Genomic DNA, 24,099 nt, shown 5'->3' on the forward strand with positions numbered 1-24,099 from the left:
CTAACGAAAAACCCCGCCCGGATCGCTCCGGACGGGGCTTCTGCGTGATGCTTCGCCGGGGCGAAGGGATCAGTAGCGGACGTTCAGCGTCAGCATGGTCTGGCGGGCCGGCGCCGGGTCGGCGTGGTGCACGCCGTTGGTGCGCAGGATGTAGCGTTCGTCCGTCAGGTTCTGGACGTTCAGCTGCAGGTCGACCTTGTCGTTGACCTGGTACGAGGCGAAGGCGTCGTAACGGGTGTAGGACGGGATGTAGATGCCGTTGCCGCCGCCACCGGCGCCGCCCTGGTTGCCGCCGAAGGTCTTCGACACGTAGTAGGCGCCGCCGCCGATCGTCAGCGGGCGCAGCACGCGGTAGGTCGTGAACAGGCTGAAGGTGTTCTTCGGCGTGTTGGCCAGCGGATCACCGGTGTTGAGGTGCGGCGTCACCGTGGTGACGGCGTTGGAGCCGGTGCCGGTGGTGGTGACAGTCACCGCGCCGCGAACCAGCTCGCTGTCCATGTAGGTGTAGCCGCCGAACACCTGCCACTTCGGCGTGATCTTGCCCGACACGCCGAGCTCGACGCCCTGCACGCGGGTCTCGCCGACCTGGGCGAAGTCGGTGGCCGCCGGGCCGACCAGGATCTGGGCGTTCTTGCGCTCGGTGCGGAACACCGCGCCCGACAGGGCCAGCTGGTCGCCGAACAGGTTCCACTTCGCGCCCAGCTCGTAGCTGGTCGTGTCTTCAGGATCGAGGACCTTGGTCGACAGGCTGCCCGAACCGATGCCGCCCGAGCCGTTCTGGTCGCCGGCCGCGATGGTCGGCGGGGTCGAGGAGGTGGCGAAGGAGCCGTAGATGCTGCTCGAGGCGGTCGGCTTGTAGTTCAGGCCGATCTGGTAGTTGACGAAGTCCCAGCTGGTCTTCGGCACGTTGGTGTAGCTGACCGAGGTGATCACGCCGTTGGTGTTGGTCGAGGCGGCGTTGTAGCCCTTGGTCGAGTAGTCGTCGTAGCGGACGCCGACGTTCAGCAGCAGCTTCTCGGTAAGCTTCAGCGTGTCGAAGGCGTAGATCGCGGCGGTCTTGGTCTTCGACTGCGAAGCCGGGCCGCGGTTGATCGTGCCGCTCCAGGCGTCGCTCGGGTTGGGCGCGTAGAGGCGGGTGCAGTCGCCGGTGCCGGCGCCGGTGAAGCCGACCGGGCAGCTCGAGCCGCTGGCGGTGTAGAAGGTGTAGCTGGCGTTGTCGTTCTGCTCGCGGCCCAGCTCGAAGCCGGCGTTGAAGCTGTTCTCGATGGAGCCGAGGTTGAACTTGCCGCTGACGTCGCTGACGAAGGCGATGGTCGTGGTCTCGTTCCAGCGCGACTTGGTGCCGCGCTTCATCCACCACTCGCCGGCCACGAATTGGGCCACGCCGCCGTCGCCGGGGTTGGTGACGAAGTAGTCGTTCAGCGTCTTGCCATAGCGGAAGGCCTGGCGGACCGAGAAGTCGTCGTTGATCTCGTGGCGGACGGCGATCGTGGCGATGTCGGCCTTGGTCTTCATCCAGTCGCGATCGAGGCCGTAATAGGCGTCGCGCGAGACGTCGAGGATGCCGCTGGCCGGCTTGGTGCGACCGTCCGGCGAGGTGGGGCCCCAGCTGTTGGCGGCGGTGCCGCGCTTGGTGACCAGCGGGATGCCGTAGTCCGGATCCTGGTCGGTATCGAGGTGATAGTAGCTGAAGGTCAGCTGGGTGGCGGTGTCGATGCCGAAGGCCAGCGACGGGGCGATGCCCCAGCGCTTGAAGTCGACGCTGTCGCGCCCGGGCGTGTCGCCTTCGGTGACCATCAGGTTCAGGCGCAGGGCGGCGTTCTCGCCGAAGGCGTAGTTGCCGTCGGCCGTGCCGCGGTAATAGTTGTCGGTGCCGATGGCGGCCGAGCCGCGCAGGAAGTTGCTGGTCTTGGGCGACTTGGTCGACAGGTTGATGCTGCCGCCGCCCGAGCCGCGGCCGCTGTAGACCGAGTCCGGACCCTTGATGACCTCGACCTGTTCCAGGTTGAAGACTTCGCGGGTCTGGCCGCCGGTGTCGCGGATGCCGTCGACGAAGATGTTGTTGCCCGACGACTGGCCGCGGATGAACGGACGGTCGGCCAGCGGCTGGCCGCCTTCGCCGGCGCCGAAGGTGATGCCCGGCGAGGTGCGCAGGATGTCCTGCAGCGAGGTGGCGGCGGTCTGCTCGATGATCTGGCTGGAGATCACGGTGATCGAGCGCGGCGTGTCGACCAGCGGGGCGGTGTATTTGCCCGACTGCATGTCGGTGGCCTTGCGGGCGTCGACGGCGACGCCGGACACTTCCTGCACGTCGGCCGCGCCCGGGGCGGTGGCGACCGGAGCGTCGACGGCGTCGGCGGCGAAGGCGGCGGGCGCCAGGGCCAGACCCGCGACGCCGGCGACGGCGGCGGCGCCCAGGGCGCGACGGGCTTGGCTGCGAACGCCGGCGACGGCGGGCGAGGAAGACTTTTGCATCTTGTCGAGAGACCCCAGCTCGGGTCGCGGGGGAGGATCCGCGGCCCCTGTCCTGAAATTGCGAGGCGTTCTTATGTACGCAATTGCCGGGGTGCAATAATAATCAGTCGCAGGAGGAGCACGGCCGCCGCTGCGCGCGGCAACCGTGACCATTATGCAACGTATCGGCTTCGTATCAGGCGCCGCGGGCGACGAACCAGCCGTTGCGGAAGCCCTGGTCGGCCTTGCCGTACAGGAACGGCTCGCCTTCGGGCGTGGTGAAGCGGCCGCCGGCGGCCACGATCAGGGCGTGGCCGGCGGCGGTGTCCCATTCCATGGTCGGTCCGTGGCGCGGATAGATGTCGGCCGCGCCCTCGGCGATGCGGGCCAGCTTGATCGACGAGTCCATCGGCGCGCGCAGGGAAAAGCCGTACTGGTCGGCCAGGGCGGTGGCCTTGTCTTCCTTCATGGTGTGGCTGACCAGGGCCAGGGCCTGCCCCTCGGGCCAGGCGCGCGCCCGCACCGGCGTCTCGTCGCCGCTTGGCCCCTCGCGCTTGACCACGCCGCAGTCGGCCGTGAACCACACCTCGCCCGTGGCGGGGGCGCAGACCGCGCCGGCCACCGGCGCGCCGTTGTCGATCAGGCCGATGTTGACGGTGAAATTGGGATCGCCGCGCACGAAGGCCTTGGTGCCGTCCACCGGGTCGACCAGGAAGAAGCGAGGGCCGATCTGGTCGGGCGTGCCGTACTCGCAGGCATGCTCCTCGGAGATGGCGGGAATGTCGGGATAGCGCTCGGCCAGCAGCGCCAGGATGACCTTCTCGCCGGCCCGGTCGGCCTCGGTCACCGGGCTTTCGTCGGCCTTGCGCACGACGTCGAGCTCGGTCCGCCAGAACGGCAGGATCACCTCGGCGGCGGCCTCGACGATACGGGCCAGGTCGCGTCCGATGTCGGCCGGGATGGGGGCGGAGCTCATGCTTGTCCTCGGGGGTCGTCGCCGACGAAAACCAGCCTCACGACACGGGCGTCGATCGTCTGCTTGCCGGCCTCTTCGAAGTTCACGGTTACGCGATGGCCGGTCACGGACTGCACCTGGCCAAGGCCCCAGTCGGGCTGGCCCGGATGGCGCACAAGCACGCCGGGTTCGAGAAACGGATCCATCACGGCTCCCTGATAGTGCGAGACGACGCAAAGTGTGAGCGGTTTTAGGCGTCGGCCGGCGTCGATCTGTGCGCGGCCTGGTTGAAACCGTTTTCGCGGCGACGTTTGCCAAAGCCCCAAATCACGCCAAAGATCGCGCCCATGACCGACACCGCCGCCCCCGCCTCGCCCGCGTCCGCCGCCTCGCTGGACGTCAACGGTCCGGATTTCGCCGCCCTGGTGGCCGCGCGCCTGTGTCACGACTTCATCAGCCCCGCCAGCGCCATCGTCTCGGGCCTGGATCTGCTGGAGGATCCCAGCGCCCAGGACATGCGCGACGACGCCATGAGCCTGATCAGCAGCTCGGCCCGCAAGCTGGCCGACCTGCTGCAGTTCACCCGCGTGGCCTTCGGCGCCTCGGCCTCGGCCGAGTCCTTCGACTCCCGCGAGCTGGAGCGGCTGGCCCAGCAGGGCGTGTTCGCCCACGTTCGGCCAAGCCTGACCTGGGACATCGCGCCGCAGCCGCTGAACAAGGCCGCCTCGCGCGCCCTGCTCAACATCGCCCAGATCGCCGCCAGCGCCCTGCCGGCCGGCGGCGCGGCCACGCTGCGCGCCGTCGTCGCCGACGGCCGCACGGCCATCACCGCCGACGCCGTGGGGCCCCGCGCCCGCCTGCGCCCCGAGGTGCTGGCCGGCCTGAAGGGCGAGCCGCTGGGCGAGGGCCTGGGCGGCCCGTGGGTGCAGGCGGCCTATCTGTTCTCGGTGGTTCGCGCCGCCGGCGGCCAGATCGGCGTCGAGATCGCCGAGGAGCGGGTCAGCATCGCCGCCTGGACCCCCGCCGACTGAGGCGCCGACCGAGCCGGACGTTTTTCCGCGCCGTCACCGCTCCTTAACCCGGATCGGCCCATGCTGGCCGTCTTGAATTTCGAGCGCGTCAGTCGGCGAAACCGCACACACTTTCGCCTGACGCGCTCGCCGATTTGGAGCGCGCCGTGAAGACCTGCCTCGTCGTCGACGACAGCCGGGTGATCCGCAAGGTGGCCCGCCGTGCGTTGGAGGACATCGGCTTCGAGATCGCCGAGGCCGCCGACGGCATGGAGGCGCTGGCCTGGTGTCGCGCGGCCATGCCCGACGCCGTCCTGCTCGACTGGAACATGCCGGTGATGAACGGCCTGGAATTCCTGCAGCGCCTGCGCCAGGAGCCGGGCGGCGACACGCCGGTGGTGGTGTTCTGCACGGTCGAGAACAGGGTCGACAACATTCGGCTGGCGCTCGACCACGGCGCCGACGAGTACATCATGAAGCCCTTCGACGGCGAGATCATCGCCGCCAAGTTCGCCGAGGCGGGCCTGCTATGACCCCCGAGGACATGGATCTGCTGGCGGCCCTGGGCCGCGCCCGCGCCGGCCTGAAGGTCGAGACCGACAAGCACTACGTCGTCGAGAGCCGCCTGGCCCCGCTGGCCCGGCGCGAAGGCTATCCGTCGATCGAGGCCCTGATGGCGGCCCTGCGCGCCAAGCGCGAGGAGCGGCTGATCTGGGCGGTGGTCGAGGCCCTGACCGTCAACGAAACCGCTTTCTTCCGCGATCGCGACACCTTCGCCTTCCTGCGCGACGTGGCGATGCCGGAGCTGTCGCGCCGCCGCAAGGACGGCTCGGTGCGGGTCTGGAGCGCGGCCTGCTCCACCGGACAGGAAATCTACTCCCTGGCCATCGCCGCCGACGAGGCGCGCGGCCTGGAGCCGGGCGTGCGGTTCGAGTTCTTCGCCTCCGACCTTTCCGAGCGCTGCCTGGAGAAGGCCCAGAGCGGTCTCTACACCCAGTTCGAGGTGCAGCGCGGCCTGCCGATCCGGCTGCTGATCAAGCACTTCGAGAACCAGGACGAGACCTGGGCGATCTCGCCGCGCATCCGCCAGGCGGTGCGCTGGCGGCGAATCAACCTGGTGTCCGACCTGACGGGCATGGGGGTCTTCGACCTGGTCGTGCTGCGCAACGTGCTGCCGGGCCTGGATCCGTCGGTGCGCGCCCGCGTGGTCGAGGCCATGGCCGCCCGCCTGACCGAGGACGGCCTGCTGGTGCTGGGCGAAGGCGAGAGCCTGGCCGGCGTGACCGAGGCGCTGCGGCCCGTGCCGGGACGTCCGGGCCTGTTCGCCCGCGACCCTGCCTTCCGCGCCGCCGCGGCCTAGAGCCGGACTAGACCCGCGCCCGGCGCCGACGGCGCGGGGACAGGGTTTCCCGCACTTCCGAGAACCAGCCGGCCAGCCGCCGCCGCATCGACGTGGGCGGTTCGGGCGCTTCGGCCATGGCCTTCGACAGCTTGGCGAACAGCAAGGCGGCGGGACCCGGCGCGGCCAGGGCCGCGCGGGCGTCCAGGGCGTCGATCACCTGCCGCGAGATCCGCCGGTAGGACGCGGCCGGAACTGCGTCGTGCGCCGCCGGCGTGCGGCAGTCCGAGAAGTCCGGCGACAGGCCGCAGCCGGCCTCTAGGGCCTCGGTGACGCGGGCGGCGTAGTCGCGATCCTGGCCCAGGCGGTCGACGTCGACGACCAGGTCGGCCTGGGGCAGGGCCTTCAGATAGGACAGCAGATAGACCGCCAGGAAGGCCGCGAACGAAACGCGGACCGGGGCCCGTTTCAGGCGGCGACGCACCGAGGCGATGCGCCGGACCAGATCGCCGCCCTTCGGCGCCGGCAGGCCCAGCTGCCGGGCCAGCCGCTCGGCGCCGGCGGTCTCCGACAGCAGCACGTACTGGCACAGCTCGAAATAGGTCGGGCGCGGCCGCTTGCGCAGCGAGTGGAACGACAGCCACTGCTGCAGCGGATCGCGGATTAGCACCACGTGGAAGCCGCCGAACCGTCGGCGCAGCCAGTCGACGCGACCGAGCGTGCGGCAGCAGGCCAGCACGGGGGTCTGGCCGACGGCCTGGGCGTGGGCGATCAGCCCGGCCACATAGGCGGTCTGGGCGGCGTCCTGGGCGCCGGCCGGCAGGAAGTAGTCGTCGAGGGCGAAGCGGGACTGGTAGCCGGCGACGCCGCCGCCGGGCCGCAGCAGGCCGGAAAATTCGGCCAGGTAGGGAGCGTCCTCGCCCGGATGGCGCAGGCCGCTGGCGCGCGGGGTCTCGCGGGCGATGCGCTCGGGCGTCAGGGTCGCCAGCTGCTCGTGCCAGGGTTCGTAATAGGCGCGTACGCCGGCCAGGGCGCGAAAGCGGCTCCACACATAGGTGCTCGAGCAGCGCCAGCCGCTGTGCACGAAGACCGGGGGCGGGGCGGGATCGGGATGGGCGACCTGGACCGTCATGGTCCCGAGGATCGCCGGCCCGGTTGTCCGGCTTATCTCCCGGGCGACAGGAAATCGCGTGGGTTCTTTTCAGCCTCGCAACGCTTGATGCGCAAGCGAGACGCGCCGGCGCCGGCTCGGCGCCATGGCTGCAACAGGATGGTTCGCGAAAGCAAAGGGCCCGCCCCTGGCTGGGGGCGGGCCCTTCGTCCGGACGGTTCGGTCCGGCTTAGTTCTTGGCGTCGCGGGCGGTGTCGCTGACGGCGGCCCCGGCCGACGAGACGTCCTTGCCGGCGCCTTCGACGGTGTTGCAGGCGGCGACGCTGAGGCTGGCGGCGAGGGCGGCCAGGATGACGAACTTGCGCATGAGAGTTCTCCGGTGCTCGCCCTGACGGGCGCTGTGGATTGCCCAGAGCAAACGTGGCCGGCAGGCCTAGGTTCCGGCCTGATGCTGCACGGGCGGCAGGGCCTGGGGCGTCGGAAACACCAGCCGAACAAGGAGGCCGCCCATCGGGCTGGCGTCGAACTTCACCTGGCCGCGCAGTTGGCGGGCGAAGGCGGTCATCAGGGTGCGCCCCACGCCCTCGCCGGGACCGGCCGGCGCGCCGGGGCCGTCGTCGCCGATGGCCAGCTCGGCCTCTTCGCCGCGCACGAAGAAGTCGACCGTCAGCACCCCGCCGCGTTCGGACAGGGCGTGCTTCTGGGCGTTGGTGATGGCCTCGACCGCGAACAGGGCCAGCGGGGCCAGCCGGTCGGGGTCGATGACCAGCGGGTCGGCGTGGACCTCGGTGCGCACCGAGCCCTGGCCGTTGATGTCGCCGGCCAGCAGCAGGGCGGTCAGCTCCTCCAGGAACGGGCGCAGGTCGACGCGCTTGAGGTCGGGGCCCTGGTAGAGGGCGCGATAGATCTGGGCCAGGGCGGTGATCCGCTGGCGGGTGTCGTTCATCGCCGTGCGCGCCGCCGGGTCGGTCAGGGCGCGCTGCTGCATGTTCAGCAGCGAGGTGATGATCTGCAGGTTGTTCTTCACTCGGTGATGGATCTCGCGCATCAGCGAGTCCTTCTCGGCCAGGCTGTCGCGCAGCGAGGCGTCGCGCTGGACGATGCCGACGGCCATGTCGTCCAGGGTCTTGGCCAGTTCGCGGATCTCGGGCGGGGCGCGCTCGGAGGCCTGCACGGGACGCACCGTGAAGCGGCCCTTGGCGTAGATCGCCGCCACCCGCCGCAGATAGACGATCCAGCGGATCACCTCGCGCTCGGTCGCCCACAGCACGCCGGCCAGGGCCAGGGCGAAGGCCAGCAGAGGCAGCAGCAGGCGCGATATTGGGGTCAGGGTCGCCCAGGACACGATGCCCGGGGCCGGGGCCGACAGCATGACGAAGACGTCGTCCTCGACCAGCGGGGCGGCCGAGAACAGCCGGCGACGGCCCTGGGCGTCCTTGCCTGACCAGAGGATGGTCTTCTGGCCGGCTTCGGTTCCCTCGCGCAGATGGGCGGCGGCCGGGCCGAAGGCCTTGGGATCGGTGGCCGAGAACACCGCGCCGCGCGCGTCGGCCAGGCCGATCTCGGCGCCGTCGGGTAGGAAGCGGTTGGCGGTCTGGGGCTTCAGGCTCGACAGGGTCAGCACGGCGGCCATGGCGCCGTCGAACACGCCGGCGGCGTCCTCGGCGCGGACGGCCGTCAGCACCGACGGCTCGCCGGCATAGACCGCGCCCGGAGCCGGGGCGACGGCCAGGTGGGCGCCGGCCGCCAGGTCGAGGAACCAGGGACGCTGGGCGCGCTCGGGGTCGCGCGGCGTGGTGCCGGCGGCGCAGGCCACCCGGCCATAGGAATCGAAGCGGATCAGGTTGGCGTAGCCGGGCAGGCGCGACTTCACCGCGTCGAGCCGGCGGGCGCACTCCAGGCCGACCGAGCCGGGGCCCAGGGTCTGGAGCAGCACGCCAGCCGCCTCGATGCGGGCGCGGGCCGTGGCGGCGCTGTGGCCGGCGGCGAGCTCGAGGCTCTGCCGCCGGGCGTCACCCTCGGTCCTGAAGGCCAGGTACGACTGCAGCACGCCGATGACCAGCACCGGCAGCAGGAACACCACCAGCGTGAGGCCCAGCCGGATCCGGATCGTGCCGACGACGTCCGCCGCCCGGCCGTACACGCGCTTCACCGCTGGGTGCTCAGGCGCTCCGCATCGGCCAGGATGGCGTGCATGGCGTCGCCTGCCGCGCCGCCGTCACGCTCATAGCCGCCCGACTCCAGGATGGCCTGCAGCGCTCGCCGCGCCCGGCTGACCCGGCTCTTCACCGTGCCGACCGCGCAGCCGCAGATGTCGGCGGCTTCCTCGTAGGCGAAGCCGCCGGCGCCGACCAGGATCAGCGCTTCGCGCTGTTCGGGCGGCAGCATCGCCAGGCTCATGCGCAGCTCGTCCAGGGCCACGGGGGCCTCGGGATCGTCCACGGCCACCAGGGTCCGCTCGGCGGCTTCCTGGTCGAGCTGGCTCTGACGCCAGGAGCGACGCTTCTCCGAGTAGAACTGGTTGCGCAGAATCATGAAGGTCCAGGCCTTCATGTTCGTGCCCAGCTGGAAGCTGGCGCGCGCGTCCCAGGCCTTCATCATGGCGTCCTGGGCCAGATCGTCCGCGGCGGTCGGGTCACCGGTGAGGGTGCGCGCAAACGCCCGCAGGTGCGGGATGAGGGTGACGAGCTCTTTCTTGAAGGTCTCGTCACGGACCGGATCGATGGGCGACCGGCCGACTTGCGCTTCGCTCATGCTCAACGCTCTCCCGAGGGCTTTTCAGCCCTGCGCAGGATGTCGAGGAATTCGTCCGGGACCGGCTCGTTTACCACCTCGTCGAACATCTGCCGAAGCTTGACGCCGATGGCCTGCTGCCGAAGCCGCGCCTCGTCGAGCGAGGCGGCTCCCTTGCGTTGATCTTCCATGGGTACGTGTTCGATCATGTCCTCGACGCCGGTTGTGCGCAGCGTCCGCCCCCTGCGGCCGAATGTGTAAATGCTGGAGTTCAACGCCACATTCCGCACCGGGTTCCATAAGCTTGAGCATAGACTGCCAAAATTCCGATGGGTGCGGAACCGCCCTCGCGCAGGGCACGTTATGCACTCGACTGAACGGCATAGCTTTGCCGTGACAGAAGGCCTTTTTTGTTTCGAAGACACTCTACGGGAGGGGTCATGAGTCTTCTTGCCCGACTGGCGCCGCACCTGCCCTACGTCCGCCGTTACGCCCGCGCCCTGACCGGCGACCAGACGACCGGCGACCACTATGTGCGGGTGGCGCTGGAGGCGCTGGCCGCCGGCGAGCGCTCGCTCGACGCGGCGCTTTCGCCGCGCGTCGCGCTCTATCGCGTGTTCCACGCCATCTGGCTGACCTCGGGCGCCCAGCTCGAAGCCCGCCGCGACGACGTTTCCGACGACGCCTCGCAGCGCCTGCTGCGCATCGCCCCGCGCTCGCGTCAGGCGTTCCTGCTGACGGCCCTGGAAGGCTTCACGCCGACCGAGGCGGCCCAGATCCTCGACTGCGACTTCGGCGAGGTCGAGCGGCTGATCGCCGACGCCCAGGCCGAGATCGACGCCGAACTGGCCACCGAGGTGCTGATCATCGAGGACGAGCCGGTCATCGCCGCCGACATCGAGGCGCTGGTCCGTGAGCTCGGCCACGACGTGATCGACATCGCCGCCACCCGCGGCGAGGCGGTCGACGCCGTCGCGCGCCGCACGCCGGGCCTGGTGCTGGCCGACATCCAGCTGGCCGACGGCTCGTCGGGCATCGACGCGGTGAAGGACATCCTGGCGCGCCTCGACGTGCCGGTGATCTTCATCACCGCCTTCCCCGAACGCCTGCTGACCGGCGAGCGTCCGGAGCCGACCTTCCTGATCACCAAGCCCTTCCAGCCGGAAACGGTGAAGGCGGCGATCGGCCAGGCGCTGTTCTTCCATCCGCGCCGAACCCGCCAGGCCGCCTGACGGCCGGCTTGGTTCACGAAACGACGAAGGCCCCGGCGAGCGATCGCCGGGGCCTTCTCTTTGGTGCGTTTCCGTCGGGCTTCTGGCGAGCCCTTCCCAGCCCCGCGCGAACCTAGTGGGCCGGCGCGGTCTGTTCCTGCGGCGTCTGCTTGGGCGCGGTCAGCTCGGTGCCGCCCTGCTGGGCCTCGGCGGGGGTGTTGGCGCCGGTGTTGCCCTCGACCGAGGCCAGCTCGCCCGAACGCATGCCCCAGCTGCCGAACAGGGCGATGGCGGCCAGTACGATCGAGATCACCAGCACCCAGAAGATGTGCCGGCCCCAACGGCCCTGGCGCGCCCGGGTGGCCTTCAGGGTCGGCGAATGTTCGGTGTTGATGTCGGTCGCCATGGGCGTCTCCTATTTCGCGTCGTTCCACGCGGCCGGAGCCGTGCGGCCGGCGTCGAGCTGGGCGGCGGCGAAATGCTGGACGGTGCCGACCGCCAGCGCCATGCCCAGCACCGTCGCCACGGCGAGCAGACGCGAACTCCGGGCCTGCCTGCGGCGACGCTGGGTTTCGAAGACCAGACCGCCATGCGCGGCTTGATAGGCGCGGATCATCGCATCGCTCCCCTTTCGCCCGCGAAGTCGCGGGGTCGGAAGAACAACGTTTCGAGCACGGCCGCGTTCCAGGCGGCGGAGAGGCGAACGGACGGTTCGCCGGAAGTTTGCGCCAGAAACGTTCGCCAGACACGTTCGCCAACTGGGCGAAATAATTTTCGAAACCGTGGGAACGCCGCGCGGGGGAGGTCGTTCTATGTCTGCGGAGGCGGCGACGCCCCCCCGACTTGAGGCTGGCGAGAGCCAGCCTGCCGTCTCCGCAACCCCCTTTCTGTAGCGCCTTGAGGCGGATCGGATCACCGACCCGCCTTTTTCGTGCGCCCAGTTCAGGACTTGGGCTTGGCGGGACCTTCCAGGTCGATGCGCACGTCGGCGCGGCGACGCAGCGGACGGGCTTCGCCATCGCGGGTGGTCGCCCCGGCGTCGCCGGCGGCGGTGACTTCGAATGACACCTGACGGAAGCCGACCTTGGCCAGCGCTCCCGTCACGGCCGCGGCGCGCTTTTCCGACAGGGCCAGATTGGCGTCCGGGGCGCCCACGGCGTCGGCCAGACCCACGACGTGCACGTTCCTGGCCGTGCAGCCCTTGGCCATGTCGGCGGCGCCGCGCAGCACCTGCCGGGCCTCGCGGGTCACGGCCGCGGAGTCGCGCTCGAAATAGATCGACACCGCGAAGTCCTCGCAGGCCGCCGGAAGGGCCTCGATCTGCGACCTCGACTTGGGCCACGGGCCGCTCGCGCAGCCAGCCGCCGCAACACCGATCGCCGCCATGGCGATCCAAACGCCAGCCTTGCTCATTCGTCGCCCTCTTGTTGCACCCAACGTGTCGCCGCCTTGACGAGCCATTGCCCGGACATGCCAAAGGCGGCCGACGCGCGCCGACCGCCTTCGAAATCCTGTTTGGACGAGGCCGCCTTAGCGGGGGCTGCCGTCTTCCCAGAAGTAACGACCGCTGCGCGAGTCGTAGTAGTAATACCGTCCAGCGCGTTCGTCATAGTACTGGCGGCGATTCACGTTGGTCGCGCCGCAGCCGCCGTCTTCGCGGCAGCCCTTGATGGCGCCGGCGGTGCCGCCGATGGCCGCGCCGATGGCCGCGCCCGTACCGGCGTCGCCGCCGCCGACATTGTTGCCGATCACGGCGCCGGCGAGGGCGCCGAGAGCCGCGCCGCCGGCGGCGTTGCGTTCGGTGTTGCCGGTGGCCGTGCAGGCGGTGGCCAGCAGGCCGGCGGCCGCCACGGCGATCACTGTGGTCTTCATCTTGGCTCTCCGTTCGAGCGTGTCCCGGTCACTCAAACGGAGCATGAGCGGCGGAAGTTCCGGGACGGCCCGCCGGGAACCCCGACCAAGCGCCGCCGTTTGCTCCGGACGGAGGCCGCCGCGGGCCGCGCCGACTGGAGTTTTCATGCGCGTCGAACTGGTCGCAAACGTCGCTTCGGGCTCGGTGGGACGTGACGGACCCGAGCGGGCCGAGGCGATTCTGGCCGAGCACGGCGTCGAGGCCAACGTCCACGCCCCGGGCGGGGGCGAGCTCGAGCCCTGCCTGTCCGAAGCCCTGTCCCGCAAGCCCGACGTGCTGTTCGTCCTGGCCGGCGACGGCACGGCGCGGGCGGCCGCCGAGATGGCCGGTCCCGACGGTCCCATGGTCGCCCCGCTGCCGGGCGGCACCATGAACATGCTGCCGCGCGCCCTCTACGGCGAGCGCGCCTGGCCCGAGGCGCTGAAGGCGTGCCTGACCCACGGCGAGGAGCGGATGATCTCCGGCGGCGAGGTGGCGGGACGCCTGTTCTTCGTCGCCGCCATCCTGGGCAGTCCAGCCCTGTGGGCCGAGGCCCGCGAGGCCGCCCGCTCCGGACGCGCCGACCTGGCGATCATGCGCGCCCAGAGGGCCTTGCGCCGCGCCTTCTCAAGCCGGCTGCGCTACGTGCTTGACGGCCGGCCCAAGGCCAAGGCCGAGGCCCTGACCCTGATGTGCCCGCTGGTCTCCACCGCGCTGGACGCCGACGAGCGGGCCCTAGAGGCCGCGGCGCTCGATCCCACCAACGCCCTCGACATCTTCCGCCTGGGCGTGAAGACCGTCACCGGCGCCTGGCGCGACGACCCGTCGGTCAGCGTCGGGCGTTGCCGAGTGGGTCGGGCATGGGCCGGCGGGCGCATCCCCGCCATCCTCGACGGCGAGCCGGTGCGGCTGGACGACCACGTCTCGATCCGCTTCCGCCCCAAGGCCTTCCGCGCCCTGGCCCTGAAGGACGACGCGCCGTGACCGGCCCGGTCTTCAAGATGGTCCAGGTCTCCGACATCCACTTCGGCGGCGAGCATCCGCAGGCCGTCGAGGCGGCGGTGGAGTGCATCCACGCCGCGCGGCCGGATCTGGTCATCGGGGCGGGCGACCTGACCAAGGACGGCGCCCAGGTCGAGTTCGACGCCGCCCGCGCCTGGTTCGAACGCCTGCCTCGGCCCCAACTGCTGGCGCCGGGCAACCACGACAGCCCGTTCAAGGGGCCGGTCGAGGTCTTCGAGCGGTTGTTCATGCCCTGGAGGCGTTACGAAGCCCGGTTCGGCGAGCCGGACGGACTGTCGTTCCGCGACGAGCGGGCGGCGGTGTTCACCCTCAATTCGGCGCGCGGGGCGCAGATCCGCTGGAACTGGTCGAAGGGCGCGGTGTCGCGCTCGCAGACCAAGGCCCTGGCCAAACGCCTGGAAGCCGAGCCGGCCGGGCGGCTGAAGGTGGTGGTCTGCCATCACCCGCTGATCGAGATGATGGGCGGGCCGATGACCGCCAAGGTGCGGGGCGGCCAGGCCGCGGCCCTGGCCTTCGCCAACGCCGGCGCCGACCTCGTGCTGACCGGGCACATTCATGCGCCCTTCGTCCACGCCTATCCCTATGCCGGCGGCTGCACCCAGGCGGTGGGCTCGGGCACGCTGTCGGTGCGCGAGCGCGGCGTGCCGCCCAGCTTCAACATCATCGAGGCCGACGAAGCGGAGATGCGGATCACCGCCATGGCCTTCGAGCGCACCGGCTTCGTGGTCTGGCGCACCTGGGCGGTCAACCGCCGGCCCAACTGCAAGACGGAGGCCTGAACGCAGGAAGGGCGGGGCCTCGCGGCCCCGCCCTTCCCAAGGTCGGCCCTAGGTTGCGCTTAGACCGGGTACTTCCAGGCTTCGCCCTGGCCTTGGGCGGCGGCGTACTGGGCGTCGGCGAACGCCCAGTTGGGCAGCGCGTCGAACCAGGCTTCCAGGAAGCCCTTACGGTTGTTCTGGTGGTCGAGGTAGTAGGCGTGCTCCCACACGTCGCAGACCAGCAGCGGGGTCACGCCCGGCTTGGTCATGGCGCCGTCGGCGTCGTGGGTCGAGATGATCGACAGCTTGTCGCCTTCGGCGACCAGCCAGGCCCAGCCCGAACCGAAGTGGCCGACGCCCTCGGCGACGAACTTTTCCTTCAGGCCAGCCAGCCCGCCGAAGGTGGCGTCGATGGCCTTGGCCAGCGCTTCGCCCGGACCGGCGCTGGCCGGAGCCATGCATTCCCAGAAGAAGGCGTGGTTCCACGCCTGGGCGGCGTTGTTGAACACCTTGCCCGGGCCGGCGTCGGCGATGACGGCTTCCAGCGAGCGGCTGTCGTCTTCCGGCAGCAGGCCGTTCAGCGCGTTGACGTACGCGGCGTGGTGCTTGTCGTGGTGGAAGTGGAGGGTGTTGGCCGAGATGGTCGGCTGGAGCGCCTCGTAGGCGTAGGGAAGGTCGGGCAGCTTGAACATGGTTGCTCCATGGCGAAACGCCCCCGGAAGATGGGCCGGGGGCGGCGAAAAGATAGAGACCCGCGCTACAAAAACTTCAGCGCGGCGGCGGTGGCGACGACGCTCGGCGCGACGCCATGAAGGCGGACGCCACCGAAGCGGTGAAGGTCGGGTTCTTCAGCGCGAAGACGCCCGCGGCCAGAGCGGCGCCGATCGACAGCAGCGGCCGGTCCTTGACCATGTCGACCAGGCGTTCGGTCAGGCCGTCCACATGAGGCGGGGCCGCATGGCGAGCCCGCGCGGAGGCGGCCTCGGCCCGGCTGGCGACGATCAGGCCCGTGAGCGCGACGACCAGGGCGAAGACGGCGGCGACAACAGCCGCCGCGCCGGCCGGGGTCAGGAACGGCGCCAGCACCGCGTACAGCGCGAAGGCCGCGGCGAACACACTCACGGCAGCGGCCGCGGCGATCGCCGCGGCCGCTGCCAGCGTCATCAGGGTCTTTTCGAAGATCACTTGTTCTGGCTGCGGCTGCCGGCGAGCAGGAGGCCCAGGAGGACGCCGACGCCGAGGCCGGCCAGGGTGGCGGTGATCGGACGCTCGCGGACGCGCTCGGAGACGTACTTCTGGGCGTCTTCCAGCTGCTGGCCGGCGGTGTCGGTGTAGGTGCGGCTCTGGGCGCGCAGGGTGTCGAAGCTGTCGACCAGGTTCTTCTCCAGACGCTTGGCGGCGTCGGCGAAGCTGGCCTTGGCGGCGCTGGCGGCCTCGGCGAAGGAGCGTTCGGCGTGCTCGGCGGCCGCGCCGGCGGCGGCCGTCGCCTTGTCGGCTTCACTCTGAGCGGTGTTCAAGGCGTTCGCGGGCATGTCTCGTCTCCGGTTCGCGGCAGGCTTTGCGGGAAGTGCAGCTGTAGCTGCGCCCCGACAACGCGGAGCCCGCACGGCCAGTTCCCACCTTAGCGCGACCTCAAAAGCTTCACCACAGGAGATCGCGCTGGAGCATCCGATCCCCGCTCGCGCCACGCGAGAAGGCGGTCTATGTTCGAATCATGGCGGACGCGGATGCAGAACGAGCATCGGACCAGGAGGCCCGCAGGCTGCGGGCGGCGACGGCTCTGGCCGGAGCGTGGAAGGACGCCGACGACCCGCGTCTTTCCCGCCTGACGCGGCTGGCCGCGCGCCTGTTCGACGCGCCCCGCGCCGCCCTGATGCTGATCGAGCCCGGCCGCATCCGCCTGGCCGGGCGGATCGGGCGTCAGGCCGACCAGATCCCTCGCGACACGCCTCTGGCCGACCTGGTGCTGCGCTGCAGCCGCTCGGCGCAGCATGCCGATGTCTCCGGCGCGGCCTTCTTCGCCTGCGCGCCCCTGCGCGATCCGCGCGGCCTGGTGGTCGGCGTGCTGGCCGTCGAGGACGACCGTCCTCGCGCCAGTGTCGAGCCCGGCCAGCTGGAAACCCTGGGCGAGCTGGCCGACCTGGCCATCGAGGAACTGATTCGCGGCGCCGACCAGGCCCGCGCCGCCGCCGAGCGCCTGCTGGACGGCGAGCGCCTGGCCCTGGCGCTAGGGGCCGCGCGGCTCGGCGAGTTCGAGTGGAACGTCAAGACCGACCGCCTGCGCGTCAGCGAGCGCATGGCCCGCATCAGCGGCATCCCGGCCGGCGAGATGCCGGCGCAGGAGGGCAAGGCCGTCTGGCCCTACGTCCATCCCGAGGACCGCGAGACCACCCGCGACGACCTGCGGGCCCAGCTGCGCGAGACCGGCCGCTACGAGGTCGAGTATCGCCGGGCCCAGGGCGGCGACGGTCACGAGCAATGGAGCCGCGGCTGCGGGGTCATGGTGCTGGACGACGAGGGCCAGCCCGACCTGCTGATCGGCGTCGTGCAGGACATCACCGACCAGCGCGAGGCCGACGAGCGGCGCGACAACCTGGTGGCCGAGCTGGACCACCGCATCAAGAACATCCTGGCGGTGGTGCAGTCGGTCGCGGCCCAGTCGGCGCGCAAGAGCTCGTCGCTGGACGCCTTCCTCAAGACCTTCGCCGCGCGGCTGAAGTCTATGAGCTCGGCCCACGACCTGATCAGCGCGGCGCGCTGGCGCGGGGCCACCCTGGGCCGCATCGCCGCCGCCGAGCTGGGCGGCCTGGCGCCCAACCAGACCCGCTGGGACGGCCCGGAACTGTTCCTGACCCCGCGCGCGGCCGCGGCGCTGTCGCTGGCCCTGCACGAACTGGCGGTCAACGCGGTGAAGTACGGGTCGCTGTCGACCGAGACCGGCCGGGTCGAGATCGTCTGGCGGCGTTCGCCCGACGGCGGCTTCAGCCTGGAATGGCTGGAAACCGGCGGCCCGCTGACCAGCGAGCCGGCGACGCGCGGCTTCGGGGCCACCCTGGTCGAGGACGTGGTCGGGCGCGAGCTCGGCGGCGAGGCCAAGATCGACTACCGCCGCAGCGGCGTCACGGCGATGATCCACGCCGCGCCTTCCGCCCTCGCCGACGCTCCCGAGCCCGAGCCGGCGCCGGCCGAACCCGAGCGCATCGTCGAGACCATCGGTGGCGGCGACGAGAGCTTCCGCGCCGGGGCCATCGCCGGCCTCAAGGTGCTGATCGTCGAGGACTCGCTGCTGCTGGCCATGGAGCTGGAGGCGGGCCTGGAGGACAGCGGCGTCGAGGTGGTCGGCTGCGCGGCCGAACTGGGCGAGGCGCTATCGATGCTGGAGCAGGCGTTCGACGCGGCCGTGCTCGACGCCGACCTCAACGGTCAGTCCGTGGCCCCGGTCGCCGAGGTGCTGCGCAAGGAAGGCCGGCCGTTCGTCTTCGCCACGGGCTACGCCGACAAGGCCGCGCCCATGGGCTTCGACGCCCCGATCGTGCGCAAGCCCTACAACGTCCACCAGATCGCCCGGGCCCTGGCTTCGGTGACCGGGCGGGGGTGACCCCCTCAGTCGGCTTTGCCGACAGCTCCCCCAGAAGGGGAGCATCTAAGCGAGGCGCCAATAGGTCCTCCCCCTCTGGGGGAGGTGGCCCGGAGGGGGTGCGAAGCGCCTATTTCCGGATCCGCATCAGGCATTCCTGAGCCACCGAGGCCACCAGCTTGCCGTCGCGGCTGAACATCTGGCCGCGCACGAGGCCCCGGCCCTGCGAGGCGCTGGGGCTGTCCTGCGAGAACAGGGTCCAGTCGTTGAAGTCGAAGGGGTGGTGGAACCACATGGCGTGGTCGAGGCTGGCGGCCTGCAGGCCCGGCGTCGTCCAGATCAGGCCGTGCGGGCGCAGGGCGCTTTCCATGAAGGCCATGTCCGAGGCGTAGGCCAGGGCGGCCTGCTGCATGCGGATGTCCTCGCCCAGCGGCGCGACGGCGCGCATCCACACCTGCTTCTCGCCCGACTTCTTGACGGGCGCGACGGGGTTCTGCGGATCGATCCAGCGCAGGTCCACGGGGCGCGGGCGCTCCATGAAGGCCAGCATCTTGGGATGGATCTGGTCGCCCAGGCTACGCAGATACTCAGCCTCGGTCGGCAGGGTCTCGGGCGCGGGCACGTCGGGCGCCTCGAACTGGTGCTCCAGGCCGACTTCCGGCGTCTGGAACGAGGCGGCCAGGTTGAAGATCTGCTCGCCGTGCTGGATGGCGGCCACCCGGCGAGTGGTGAAGGTGCCGCCGTCGCGGGCCCGCTCGACCTCGTAGAGGACGGGGGCGTTCACGTCGCCGGGGCGGATGAAGTAGGCGTGCAGCGAGTGGCAGACCCGGTCGCCCACGGTCTGGTAGGCCGCGGTCAGGGCCTGGGCGATCACCAGGCCGCCGAAGATGCGCGGGAAGCCGTCATTGGGGCTGACGCCCCGGAACAGGTTCACCTCGATCGGTTCGAGGGTCAGGATCTCGGCGAGGTTCTCGGGCGTCTGCATGGTGCGCTGCGATAAGCTTCACGGACGAGCAGGGCAAGCCTGCCCATAGCGTCAGCCTTGCGCCGCATGGTCGCGGCGCCCATCCTCTGGCCCATGCCGCCTATCGTCCATCACCCCGCCTTCCGGGCCGAAATGCCGCCCGGGCATCGCTTCCCGATGGACAAGTTCTCGCGTCTGGCCAGCCTGCTTGAGGCCGAGGGCCTGGCGGGACCGGGCGGCTTCCACAAGCCGGAGTTCGCGCCGCTGGAGGTGCTGAAGCTGGCTCACACCGAGGACTATGTGCGCGGCGTGGTCGAGCTTTCCCTGCCGCCCGACGTGGTGCGCCGCATCGGCATGCCCGACACCGACAGCGTCGCGATCCGGGCCCGCGCCGCCACCGGCGGCACCATACTGGCCGCGCGCCTGGCCCTGGAGCACGGGATCGCCTGCAACACCGCCGGCGGCAGCCATCACGCCGAGGCGGCTTCCGGCGCGGGGTTCTGCGTGTTCAACGACGTGGCCGTCGCCGCCCGCCTGCTGCAGGCCGAGGGGCGGGTGGGGCAGGTGCTGGTCGTCGATCTGGACGTCCACCAGGGCGACGGCACGGCGCGGATTTTCGAGGGCGATCCCAGCGTCTTCACCTTCTCGATGCATGCCGAGAAGAACTTCCCGCACCGCAAGGCCGCCAGCGATCTCGACGTCGAGCTGCCCGACGGAACCGACGACGGCGCCTACCTGGGCCGTCTCGACGCGATCCTGCCCGAGCTGATCGCGCGGGTGGATCCCGATCTCGTCTTCTTCAACGCCGGGGTCGATCCGCATACGGACGACAAGCTGGGCCGGCTGTCCCTGACCAACGCCGGCATCGCCGCACGCGAGGCCCGGGTGCTGGGCGCCTGCCTGGCGCGCGACATTCCGGTCGTCGGCGTGATCGGCGGCGGCTACGACGCCGACATCGACCGCCTGGCCGACCGCCACGCCATACTGCACCGCACGGCCGCGGCCCTGTCGTCCACGAGAAAGGGGCGGCCCGTCGCCGAGCCGCCCCTTCCCCGCGCGATCTGAGGTCCGGTCCTAGAAGGCCGTCCGCAGGCTGAGCACCGCCGCGCGCGGGGCGCCCACATAGGCGTAGGTCCGCGCATAGCCGGGGTCGCCCGGGGTGGCGCTGGTCTGGGTCCCCGACAGGTTGCCGTAGTAGAACTTGTCGAAGATGTTGGTGACGTTGAGCTGGAGGTACGACTTCTTCCAGCCGTCGCCGCCCAGGTCGTAGCGGACGTCGGCGTCCCACACCGTGTAGTGCGGCAGCTTCTGGTCGTTGACGTCGGTCATGTAGCGCTCGCCGATGAACTTGCCCTGCACGCCGATCTGGAACTTGCCGATGTCGTAGGTCAGGCGGCCGGCGAAGGTCCACTTCGGGGTCTCCACCACCTGCTTGCCGGCGGTGTCGGCATAGGTGGCCAGGCCGGTGGTCGAGCTGTAGCTGACGGCCAGGTCGTCCTGCAGCTTGGCGTCGGTGTAGGCCATCGAGCCGTAGATCGTCAGGTTGTCGTCCAGGCGCCACTGGGCCTGGGCGTCGAAGCCCTGGATCTCGACGTCGCCGACGTTGCGGTCGATGTAGGTGCCGTCATTCTGGTCGACCGTCGTGACGATCCGGTTCTGGATGCTGGTATGGTAGACGCTGGCCGAGGCCATCACCGTCGGCGTGCGGAAGCGGTAGCCGATCTCGGCCGTCTGGCCGGTTTCCGGCTCGACGTTGCCCAGGGCGCCCGTGCTCGTCAGGGTGTAGAGGTTGTCGACCTTGGGGGCCGACATCTGTTCCGAATAGCTGGCGTAGACCGAGTGGTTGTCGCCGACGCGGTACGACAGGCCCACGTTCGGCAGGATGTCGTCGTAGCTCTTCTTGGCCGAGAACGGCGAGAAGTAGGTCGCGCCGTTGACGGTGACGACCGAGGCTGCCGCGCCGTCGGCCTTGGCGGCCGTCGCCGTCGGGGTCATCGACGAGCAGTAGTAGGTGGTCGAGCCGGCTCGCGAATAGCAGTACTGGTTCAGTTCGCGGTCCAGGGTCGGCAGGCGCACGCCGATGTTGGCGATCAGCTTCTCGTCCAGGAATTCACCGCGGTACTCGACGCTGAACTGGTTGAAGGTGGCCACCGAGGCGCGGTTGCGCTTCTGGGCGACCTCGCCGGCGGCGGTCTGGATCGCCACGCCGTAGCCGTCCTTGCCGCTGAACACGTCGGTTGGGTCGCCGTTGCTGTTCAGGATGCTGTACTCGCCGGTCTGGCGGGTGTGGGCCTCGTCCCAGGCGTAGGCGAAGCGTACGCGGTGGTGGTCGGCCACGTCCCAGATCAGCGAGGTGTTCAGGCCCCAGCGGCGGGTGTTGGTGTTGCTGGGCGAGTAGACCAGCACCGTGTCGCCGGTGTCGCCGTCGCCGTTCAGGTCGACGCCCGCGCCGGCGCTGTTCTTCAGCTGGATCGAGGTTTCCGACAGGCTGGTCGAGCCGCCGCCGTTGGCCAGCGTGTAGTTGAACGACGGGTCGACCGTCAGCTTCAGGTTCGGCAGCAGGGTGAAGCGCGACTGGCCGCGGATGGTGCCCGTGTTCGACGGGTTGATGCGCAGGCCGTAGTAGTTCGAGGTCCCCGGCGTGGCGCTGTAGTCGTAGTCCTCGCCGTAGGTCGCCACGTCGCCGGCCACCGACGCGTCGGCGTTGGTCAGGTAGGGCGCGTAGTAGCTGTTGTTGCGGTTCTCGTTGTAGTTGAAGTTCAGCGCCAGGAAGTCGCCCGGCTTGGCCAGGTCCTGCTCGATGCGGGCGTTGAGCTGCTTCTTCTCCAGCGTGCCCGGGCCCTTGAACTTGTCGTACTTCTGCCAGCTGCCGGCGATCCAGGCGCGCGTGCCCAGCGGGCCGAATTCGCCGGTCTGCAGCAGGGCGAAGGCGCGGCGGAAATTGTCGGTGCCGACGCCGGCCTTGGTCACCACGCCGAAGTCCTTGGTGGCGCGCAGGGTGGTGTAGTTGATCACGCCCGCGGTCGAGGAGGCGGTGACGGAGTCGGCGTCGGTCGAGCCGGTGTTGACGTTGGCCTGCTGGATCAGCTCTGCGTCGACCTGCTGGTTGGAATAGATGGCGTAGTTGCCGCCGTCGTTCAGCGGCACGCCGTCGACCAGGAAGCCGATGTGGGCGCCGTCCTGACCGTGCAGGCGGATGCTGCCGCCCGACGAGCCGTACGGGTCGCTGTTGCTGAACACCAGGCCCGGCACCAGGTTCAGCGACTGCAGAACGGTCTGGCCGTCGGCCTGGCGGTTCAGGAACTCGTTGGTGACCGTGTACTTACCCTTGGGCGCCGTCTCGGCGACCATGGTCCCGTCCAGGGTCTTGGGACCCGCCGCGGCGGTGACGACGACGGTGTCGAGCTCGGTGGTGGCGGTCGATTGGGCGAAGGCGCCGGCAGCCGGAAGCAGGCCGCCAAACAGCGCCGTCGTGGCCAGGCAGGCCAGCTTGGTTCTGTTCATCTCTAAGATAATCCCCTTGTCCGCAACAACTCCGCCGATATGCGAAGTAAAATCCTGCGGAAGCGGGATTTTTAGAGATCGTAATTCAATGTTTGATGACGAGAATAGAGCGATTGTGGGGTCGGAAATCGACGGTATCGCTGCATGTTCGCTGCAAAGGCAACGTTCTGATATCTAAGGAAACAAGTAAGTTTCGAATTCTTTCCGATCTATTCTTTTCGGAAGCGCTTCGTCAGCGCCATGCTCCGCCGGGATCGGGCCGGCGGAGCTACGCGGCGGTCACTTAGAAGCTCGGCGAGATGAAGCCGGCGACGACGACGAGGGGAAGCACGGCGAGCACCAGGCTGGCGAGCGAAGCGAAGGCGTTGTTCGAGAAGGTCATTGGTCTGGTCCCTGAGTTGTTTGCCCGGCGCGACGTCCGCGTCCGGTGAAAAGAGGTATAGGTCGGGCGAGGGACGAACACCCGTTACCTTTGCGTCATGACGCCATTTTAAGAAACTATCAGACCTGTAATACGCATTACATTGGATTAATGTTGGCGCGATTTTCTGACTTTCCAAAAAATACTGCCTTCTTGGCCGTGGCGGCGACGGGAGCGGCTTGCGCGTCGCCGCCGCAGCCGGGGGAGGATCAGTCCTCGGCCCCGGTGAGCAGGAAGTGGCCGCGCAGGGCCGCGATCGGCGCGGCGCGCTGTTCCTGCCAGGCCTCGACGTGGACGTTGGCGATCCGCCGGCCGACCTTCTTGATCTGGGCCCGCGCATAGGTGGTCAGCGGCCGGCCCGAGCGCAGGTACTCGATCGAGACGTCGATGGTGCGCGGCTGGCGCTTGAGGGTCTCGGCGATCGACAGCTGGGCCAGGGCCGTCATCTCCATGAACGCCCCCAGCACGCCCCCGTGGATGGCCGGCAGCATTGGATTGCCGACGATCTCGGGCGAGAACGGCAGGATGGCGGTCATCTCGTCGCCGGCCAGTTCGGCCTTCATGCCGATGAAGCGGGCATAGGGAATGGCGCCGAGCACGGCGACCAGACGATCTTGGGCTTCGCTCACTGGCCGCCCTCCTTGTTTTCGGCGTCCGGCTTGCTCGAACCCGGCGGCTTGAGGTTGGCCCCCGCCTTCTTGCCGGCGCTGGAGTCCAGCATGAAGGCGGCCTGGGCGGCGGCGATCGGGTCTTCGGGATCGCTCTCGTAGGCCACGGCCCGCACGAAGGCGACCGAGCGGGTCAGCTTGTAGCAGTGGGCGCGGGCCAGGATGTCCTTGCCCGGCTCGGCGGGCCGCATGTAGTCGATGCGCAGGTCCAGCGTGGCGATTGAGGTCCAGTTGGTCATGGCCGCGTGCACCGCCTGGCCCGAGGCGTGGTCGAGCAGGGTGGTGACCACGCCGCCGGCAATCACGCCGGTCTCGGGATCGCCGACCAGCTCGGTGCGGTAGGGGACCTTCAGGATGGCGACGCCGTCGCCGATCTCTAAGGTCGAAAAGCCCAGGGCCTTGGCCTGGGGACTGCCCTCGTTCATCGCCTTGGCGATGAGGCGGTGCTGTTCGCCGATATCCGTCTCGCTCATGAGGGAT

General features: G+C 69.9%; 28 protein-coding genes. 8 read left to right on the plus strand and 20 right to left on the minus strand.

Features of this window, described 5'->3' with window-relative positions; translation table 11 throughout:
- Nucleotides 1-69: 69 nt before the first annotated feature.
- From C1707_RS06295 to C1707_RS06305, 3 genes are all read right to left on the minus strand, one after another.
- The gene (locus C1707_RS06295; protein ID WP_101711173.1) at nucleotides 70-2,475 is read right to left on the minus strand and encodes a TonB-dependent receptor; all 2,406 of its coding nucleotides are present in this window, start codon (nucleotides 2,473-2,475) and stop codon (nucleotides 70-72) included.
- A gap of 175 nt (nucleotides 2,476-2,650) precedes the next feature.
- On the minus strand, nucleotides 2,651-3,430 hold the full coding sequence (cysQ, locus tag C1707_RS06300) for a 3'(2'),5'-bisphosphate nucleotidase CysQ (protein WP_101711172.1): 780 nt from the start codon (nucleotides 3,428-3,430) through the stop codon (nucleotides 2,651-2,653).
- Nucleotides 3,427-3,618: a DUF3553 domain-containing protein gene (locus tag C1707_RS06305; protein WP_101711171.1), complete on the minus strand. Its 192-nt coding sequence runs from the start codon at nucleotides 3,616-3,618 to the stop codon at nucleotides 3,427-3,429. Before C1707_RS06305 ends, cysQ begins: the two co-directional genes overlap by 4 nt.
- A gap of 138 nt (nucleotides 3,619-3,756) precedes the next feature.
- On the opposite strand from C1707_RS06305, the gene chpT reads away from it, so the two are divergent.
- From chpT to C1707_RS06320, 3 genes are all read left to right on the plus strand, one after another.
- On the plus strand, nucleotides 3,757-4,440 hold the full coding sequence (gene chpT / locus C1707_RS06310; protein ID WP_101711170.1) for a histidine phosphotransferase ChpT: 684 nt from the start codon (nucleotides 3,757-3,759) through the stop codon (nucleotides 4,438-4,440).
- 134 nt (nucleotides 4,441-4,574) lie between these two features.
- A complete protein-coding gene (locus tag C1707_RS06315; RefSeq protein WP_164467293.1) occupies nucleotides 4,575-4,952 on the plus strand; it encodes a response regulator in 378 nt (125 codons plus the stop codon).
- Nucleotides 4,949-5,779, plus strand: a complete 831-nt coding sequence (locus C1707_RS06320; protein WP_101711169.1) for a CheR family methyltransferase — start codon at nucleotides 4,949-4,951, stop codon at nucleotides 5,777-5,779. Before C1707_RS06315 ends, C1707_RS06320 begins: the two co-directional genes overlap by 4 nt.
- A gap of 7 nt (nucleotides 5,780-5,786) precedes the next feature.
- Here the strand turns inward: C1707_RS06320 and C1707_RS06325 are convergent, their stop codons facing one another.
- From C1707_RS06325 to nepR, 5 genes are all read right to left on the minus strand, one after another.
- Nucleotides 5,787-6,890: a hypothetical protein gene (locus tag C1707_RS06325; protein ID WP_240633879.1), complete on the minus strand. Its 1,104-nt coding sequence runs from the start codon at nucleotides 6,888-6,890 to the stop codon at nucleotides 5,787-5,789.
- A gap of 208 nt (nucleotides 6,891-7,098) precedes the next feature.
- Nucleotides 7,099-7,236: an entericidin A/B family lipoprotein gene (locus tag C1707_RS06330; protein ID WP_101711168.1), complete on the minus strand. Its 138-nt coding sequence runs from the start codon at nucleotides 7,234-7,236 to the stop codon at nucleotides 7,099-7,101.
- A gap of 66 nt (nucleotides 7,237-7,302) precedes the next feature.
- Complete coding sequence (gene phyK / locus C1707_RS06335) at nucleotides 7,303-9,021, minus strand: sensor histidine kinase PhyK (protein ID WP_101711167.1); 1,719 nt, start codon at nucleotides 9,019-9,021, stop codon at nucleotides 7,303-7,305.
- A complete protein-coding gene (locus C1707_RS06340; protein ID WP_101711166.1) occupies nucleotides 9,018-9,623 on the minus strand; it encodes a sigma-70 family RNA polymerase sigma factor in 606 nt (201 codons plus the stop codon). The genes phyK and C1707_RS06340 overlap by 4 nt, the downstream gene beginning before the upstream one ends.
- Before the next feature lie 2 nt (nucleotides 9,624-9,625).
- Nucleotides 9,626-9,811, minus strand: a complete 186-nt coding sequence (nepR, locus tag C1707_RS06345; RefSeq protein WP_101711200.1) for an anti-sigma T factor NepR — start codon at nucleotides 9,809-9,811, stop codon at nucleotides 9,626-9,628.
- A gap of 231 nt (nucleotides 9,812-10,042) precedes the next feature.
- Here nepR and phyR point away from each other — a divergent pair, with 231 nt between their 5' ends.
- A complete protein-coding gene (phyR, locus tag C1707_RS06350) occupies nucleotides 10,043-10,834 on the plus strand; it encodes an anti-anti sigma factor/receiver protein PhyR (protein ID WP_101711165.1) in 792 nt (263 codons plus the stop codon).
- Nucleotides 10,835-10,946: 112 nt separating this feature from the next.
- On the opposite strand, the gene C1707_RS06355 is transcribed toward phyR, so the two are convergent.
- From C1707_RS06355 to C1707_RS06370, 4 genes are all read right to left on the minus strand, one after another.
- Nucleotides 10,947-11,219, minus strand: coding sequence for a hypothetical protein (locus C1707_RS06355; RefSeq protein ID WP_101711164.1), 273 nt, complete (start codon nucleotides 11,217-11,219; stop codon nucleotides 10,947-10,949).
- Between the two features lie 9 nt (nucleotides 11,220-11,228).
- The gene (locus C1707_RS06360; protein WP_101711163.1) at nucleotides 11,229-11,429 is read right to left on the minus strand and encodes a hypothetical protein; all 201 of its coding nucleotides are present in this window, start codon (nucleotides 11,427-11,429) and stop codon (nucleotides 11,229-11,231) included.
- Between the two features lie 326 nt (nucleotides 11,430-11,755).
- Nucleotides 11,756-12,226: an OmpA family protein gene (locus tag C1707_RS06365; RefSeq protein ID WP_101711162.1), complete on the minus strand. Its 471-nt coding sequence runs from the start codon at nucleotides 12,224-12,226 to the stop codon at nucleotides 11,756-11,758.
- A 117-nt stretch (nucleotides 12,227-12,343) separates the two neighbouring features.
- Nucleotides 12,344-12,685: a YMGG-like glycine zipper-containing protein gene (locus C1707_RS06370; RefSeq protein WP_101711161.1), complete on the minus strand. Its 342-nt coding sequence runs from the start codon at nucleotides 12,683-12,685 to the stop codon at nucleotides 12,344-12,346.
- A 145-nt stretch (nucleotides 12,686-12,830) separates the two neighbouring features.
- Between C1707_RS06370 and C1707_RS06375 the strand changes: the two genes are divergently transcribed.
- Both C1707_RS06375 and C1707_RS06380 read left to right on the plus strand, forming a co-directional pair.
- Complete coding sequence (locus C1707_RS06375; protein WP_101711160.1) at nucleotides 12,831-13,688, plus strand: diacylglycerol/lipid kinase family protein; 858 nt, start codon at nucleotides 12,831-12,833, stop codon at nucleotides 13,686-13,688.
- On the plus strand, nucleotides 13,685-14,506 hold the full coding sequence (locus tag C1707_RS06380; RefSeq protein ID WP_240633880.1) for a metallophosphoesterase family protein: 822 nt from the start codon (nucleotides 13,685-13,687) through the stop codon (nucleotides 14,504-14,506). The genes C1707_RS06375 and C1707_RS06380 overlap by 4 nt, the downstream gene beginning before the upstream one ends.
- Before the next feature lie 59 nt (nucleotides 14,507-14,565).
- Here the strand turns inward: C1707_RS06380 and C1707_RS06385 are convergent, their stop codons facing one another.
- The 3 genes from C1707_RS06385 to C1707_RS06395 all read right to left on the minus strand — a co-directional run bounded on the left by C1707_RS06385 (nucleotide 14,566) and on the right by C1707_RS06395 (nucleotide 16,017).
- On the minus strand, nucleotides 14,566-15,177 hold the full coding sequence (locus C1707_RS06385; protein WP_101711159.1) for a superoxide dismutase: 612 nt from the start codon (nucleotides 15,175-15,177) through the stop codon (nucleotides 14,566-14,568).
- 76 nt (nucleotides 15,178-15,253) lie between these two features.
- Nucleotides 15,254-15,649: a hypothetical protein gene (locus C1707_RS06390; RefSeq protein WP_240633881.1), complete on the minus strand. Its 396-nt coding sequence runs from the start codon at nucleotides 15,647-15,649 to the stop codon at nucleotides 15,254-15,256.
- A gap of 17 nt (nucleotides 15,650-15,666) precedes the next feature.
- Complete coding sequence (locus C1707_RS06395; protein WP_101711157.1) at nucleotides 15,667-16,017, minus strand: hypothetical protein; 351 nt, start codon at nucleotides 16,015-16,017, stop codon at nucleotides 15,667-15,669.
- A gap of 182 nt (nucleotides 16,018-16,199) precedes the next feature.
- Here C1707_RS06395 and C1707_RS06400 point away from each other — a divergent pair, with 182 nt between their 5' ends.
- Nucleotides 16,200-18,083 (plus strand): HWE histidine kinase domain-containing protein, encoded by a 1,884-nt coding sequence (locus tag C1707_RS06400; protein ID WP_101711156.1) that lies wholly within the window; start codon nucleotides 16,200-16,202, stop codon nucleotides 18,081-18,083.
- Nucleotides 18,084-18,192: 109 nt separating this feature from the next.
- Here C1707_RS06400 and C1707_RS06405 read toward each other — a convergent pair whose 3' ends face one another.
- Complete coding sequence (locus C1707_RS06405) at nucleotides 18,193-19,047, minus strand: acyl-CoA thioesterase (RefSeq protein ID WP_101711155.1); 855 nt, start codon at nucleotides 19,045-19,047, stop codon at nucleotides 18,193-18,195.
- A gap of 93 nt (nucleotides 19,048-19,140) precedes the next feature.
- Between C1707_RS06405 and C1707_RS06410 the strand changes: the two genes are divergently transcribed.
- Nucleotides 19,141-20,091 (plus strand): histone deacetylase family protein, encoded by a 951-nt coding sequence (locus C1707_RS06410; RefSeq protein WP_101711198.1) that lies wholly within the window; start codon nucleotides 19,141-19,143, stop codon nucleotides 20,089-20,091.
- A 9-nt stretch (nucleotides 20,092-20,100) separates the two neighbouring features.
- On the opposite strand, the gene C1707_RS06415 is transcribed toward C1707_RS06410, so the two are convergent.
- The 4 genes from C1707_RS06415 to C1707_RS06425 all read right to left on the minus strand — a co-directional run bounded on the left by C1707_RS06415 (nucleotide 20,101) and on the right by C1707_RS06425 (nucleotide 24,092).
- The gene (locus C1707_RS06415) at nucleotides 20,101-22,530 is read right to left on the minus strand and encodes a TonB-dependent receptor (protein ID WP_101711154.1); all 2,430 of its coding nucleotides are present in this window, start codon (nucleotides 22,528-22,530) and stop codon (nucleotides 20,101-20,103) included.
- Between the two features lie 283 nt (nucleotides 22,531-22,813).
- On the minus strand, nucleotides 22,814-22,912 hold the full coding sequence (locus tag C1707_RS26620) for a hypothetical protein (protein WP_240621635.1): 99 nt from the start codon (nucleotides 22,910-22,912) through the stop codon (nucleotides 22,814-22,816).
- A gap of 248 nt (nucleotides 22,913-23,160) precedes the next feature.
- Nucleotides 23,161-23,580, minus strand: a complete 420-nt coding sequence (locus C1707_RS06420; protein WP_058347561.1) for a PaaI family thioesterase — start codon at nucleotides 23,578-23,580, stop codon at nucleotides 23,161-23,163.
- Nucleotides 23,577-24,092 (minus strand): PaaI family thioesterase, encoded by a 516-nt coding sequence (locus tag C1707_RS06425; protein ID WP_101711153.1) that lies wholly within the window; start codon nucleotides 24,090-24,092, stop codon nucleotides 23,577-23,579. Before C1707_RS06425 ends, C1707_RS06420 begins: the two co-directional genes overlap by 4 nt.
- Between the last annotated feature and the right edge of the window lie 7 nt (nucleotides 24,093-24,099).

The sequence above is a fragment of the Caulobacter flavus genome (genome assembly GCF_003722335.1).
Taxonomy (GTDB): domain Bacteria; phylum Pseudomonadota; class Alphaproteobacteria; order Caulobacterales; family Caulobacteraceae; genus Caulobacter; species Caulobacter flavus.

Coding starts and splice junctions, on each gene's coding strand:
- C1707_RS06295 (WP_101711173.1), bottom strand. CDS start 2,475: ATGCAAAAGTCTTCCTCGCCCGCCGTCGCCGGCGTTCGCAGCCAAGCC.
- cysQ (WP_101711172.1), bottom strand. CDS start 3,430: ATGAGCTCCGCCCCCATCCCGGCCGACATCGGACGCGACCTGGCCCGT.
- chpT (WP_101711170.1), top strand. CDS start 3,757: ATGACCGACACCGCCGCCCCCGCCTCGCCCGCGTCCGCCGCCTCGCTG.
- C1707_RS06320 (WP_101711169.1), top strand. CDS start 4,949: ATGACCCCCGAGGACATGGATCTGCTGGCGGCCCTGGGCCGCGCCCGC.
- C1707_RS06325 (WP_240633879.1), bottom strand. CDS start 6,890: ATGACGGTCCAGGTCGCCCATCCCGATCCCGCCCCGCCCCCGGTCTTC.
- C1707_RS06330 (WP_101711168.1), bottom strand. CDS start 7,236: ATGCGCAAGTTCGTCATCCTGGCCGCCCTCGCCGCCAGCCTCAGCGTC.
- C1707_RS06340 (WP_101711166.1), bottom strand. CDS start 9,623: ATGAGCGAAGCGCAAGTCGGCCGGTCGCCCATCGATCCGGTCCGTGAC.
- nepR (WP_101711200.1), bottom strand. CDS start 9,811: ATGATCGAACACGTACCCATGGAAGATCAACGCAAGGGAGCCGCCTCG.
- phyR (WP_101711165.1), top strand. CDS start 10,043: ATGAGTCTTCTTGCCCGACTGGCGCCGCACCTGCCCTACGTCCGCCGT.
- C1707_RS06355 (WP_101711164.1), bottom strand. CDS start 11,219: ATGGCGACCGACATCAACACCGAACATTCGCCGACCCTGAAGGCCACC.
- C1707_RS06360 (WP_101711163.1), bottom strand. CDS start 11,429: ATGATCCGCGCCTATCAAGCCGCGCATGGCGGTCTGGTCTTCGAAACC.
- C1707_RS06365 (WP_101711162.1), bottom strand. CDS start 12,226: ATGAGCAAGGCTGGCGTTTGGATCGCCATGGCGGCGATCGGTGTTGCG.
- C1707_RS06370 (WP_101711161.1), bottom strand. CDS start 12,685: ATGAAGACCACAGTGATCGCCGTGGCGGCCGCCGGCCTGCTGGCCACC.
- C1707_RS06375 (WP_101711160.1), top strand. CDS start 12,831: ATGCGCGTCGAACTGGTCGCAAACGTCGCTTCGGGCTCGGTGGGACGT.
- C1707_RS06385 (WP_101711159.1), bottom strand. CDS start 15,177: ATGTTCAAGCTGCCCGACCTTCCCTACGCCTACGAGGCGCTCCAGCCG.
- C1707_RS06390 (WP_240633881.1), bottom strand. CDS start 15,649: ATGACGCTGGCAGCGGCCGCGGCGATCGCCGCGGCCGCTGCCGTGAGT.
- C1707_RS06395 (WP_101711157.1), bottom strand. CDS start 16,017: ATGCCCGCGAACGCCTTGAACACCGCTCAGAGTGAAGCCGACAAGGCG.
- C1707_RS06400 (WP_101711156.1), top strand. CDS start 16,200: ATGGCGGACGCGGATGCAGAACGAGCATCGGACCAGGAGGCCCGCAGG.
- C1707_RS06405 (WP_101711155.1), bottom strand. CDS start 19,047: ATGCAGACGCCCGAGAACCTCGCCGAGATCCTGACCCTCGAACCGATC.
- C1707_RS06410 (WP_101711198.1), top strand. CDS start 19,141: ATGCCGCCTATCGTCCATCACCCCGCCTTCCGGGCCGAAATGCCGCCC.
- C1707_RS06415 (WP_101711154.1), bottom strand. CDS start 22,530: ATGAACAGAACCAAGCTGGCCTGCCTGGCCACGACGGCGCTGTTTGGC.
- C1707_RS26620 (WP_240621635.1), bottom strand. CDS start 22,912: ATGACCTTCTCGAACAACGCCTTCGCTTCGCTCGCCAGCCTGGTGCTC.
- C1707_RS06425 (WP_101711153.1), bottom strand. CDS start 24,092: ATGAGCGAGACGGATATCGGCGAACAGCACCGCCTCATCGCCAAGGCG.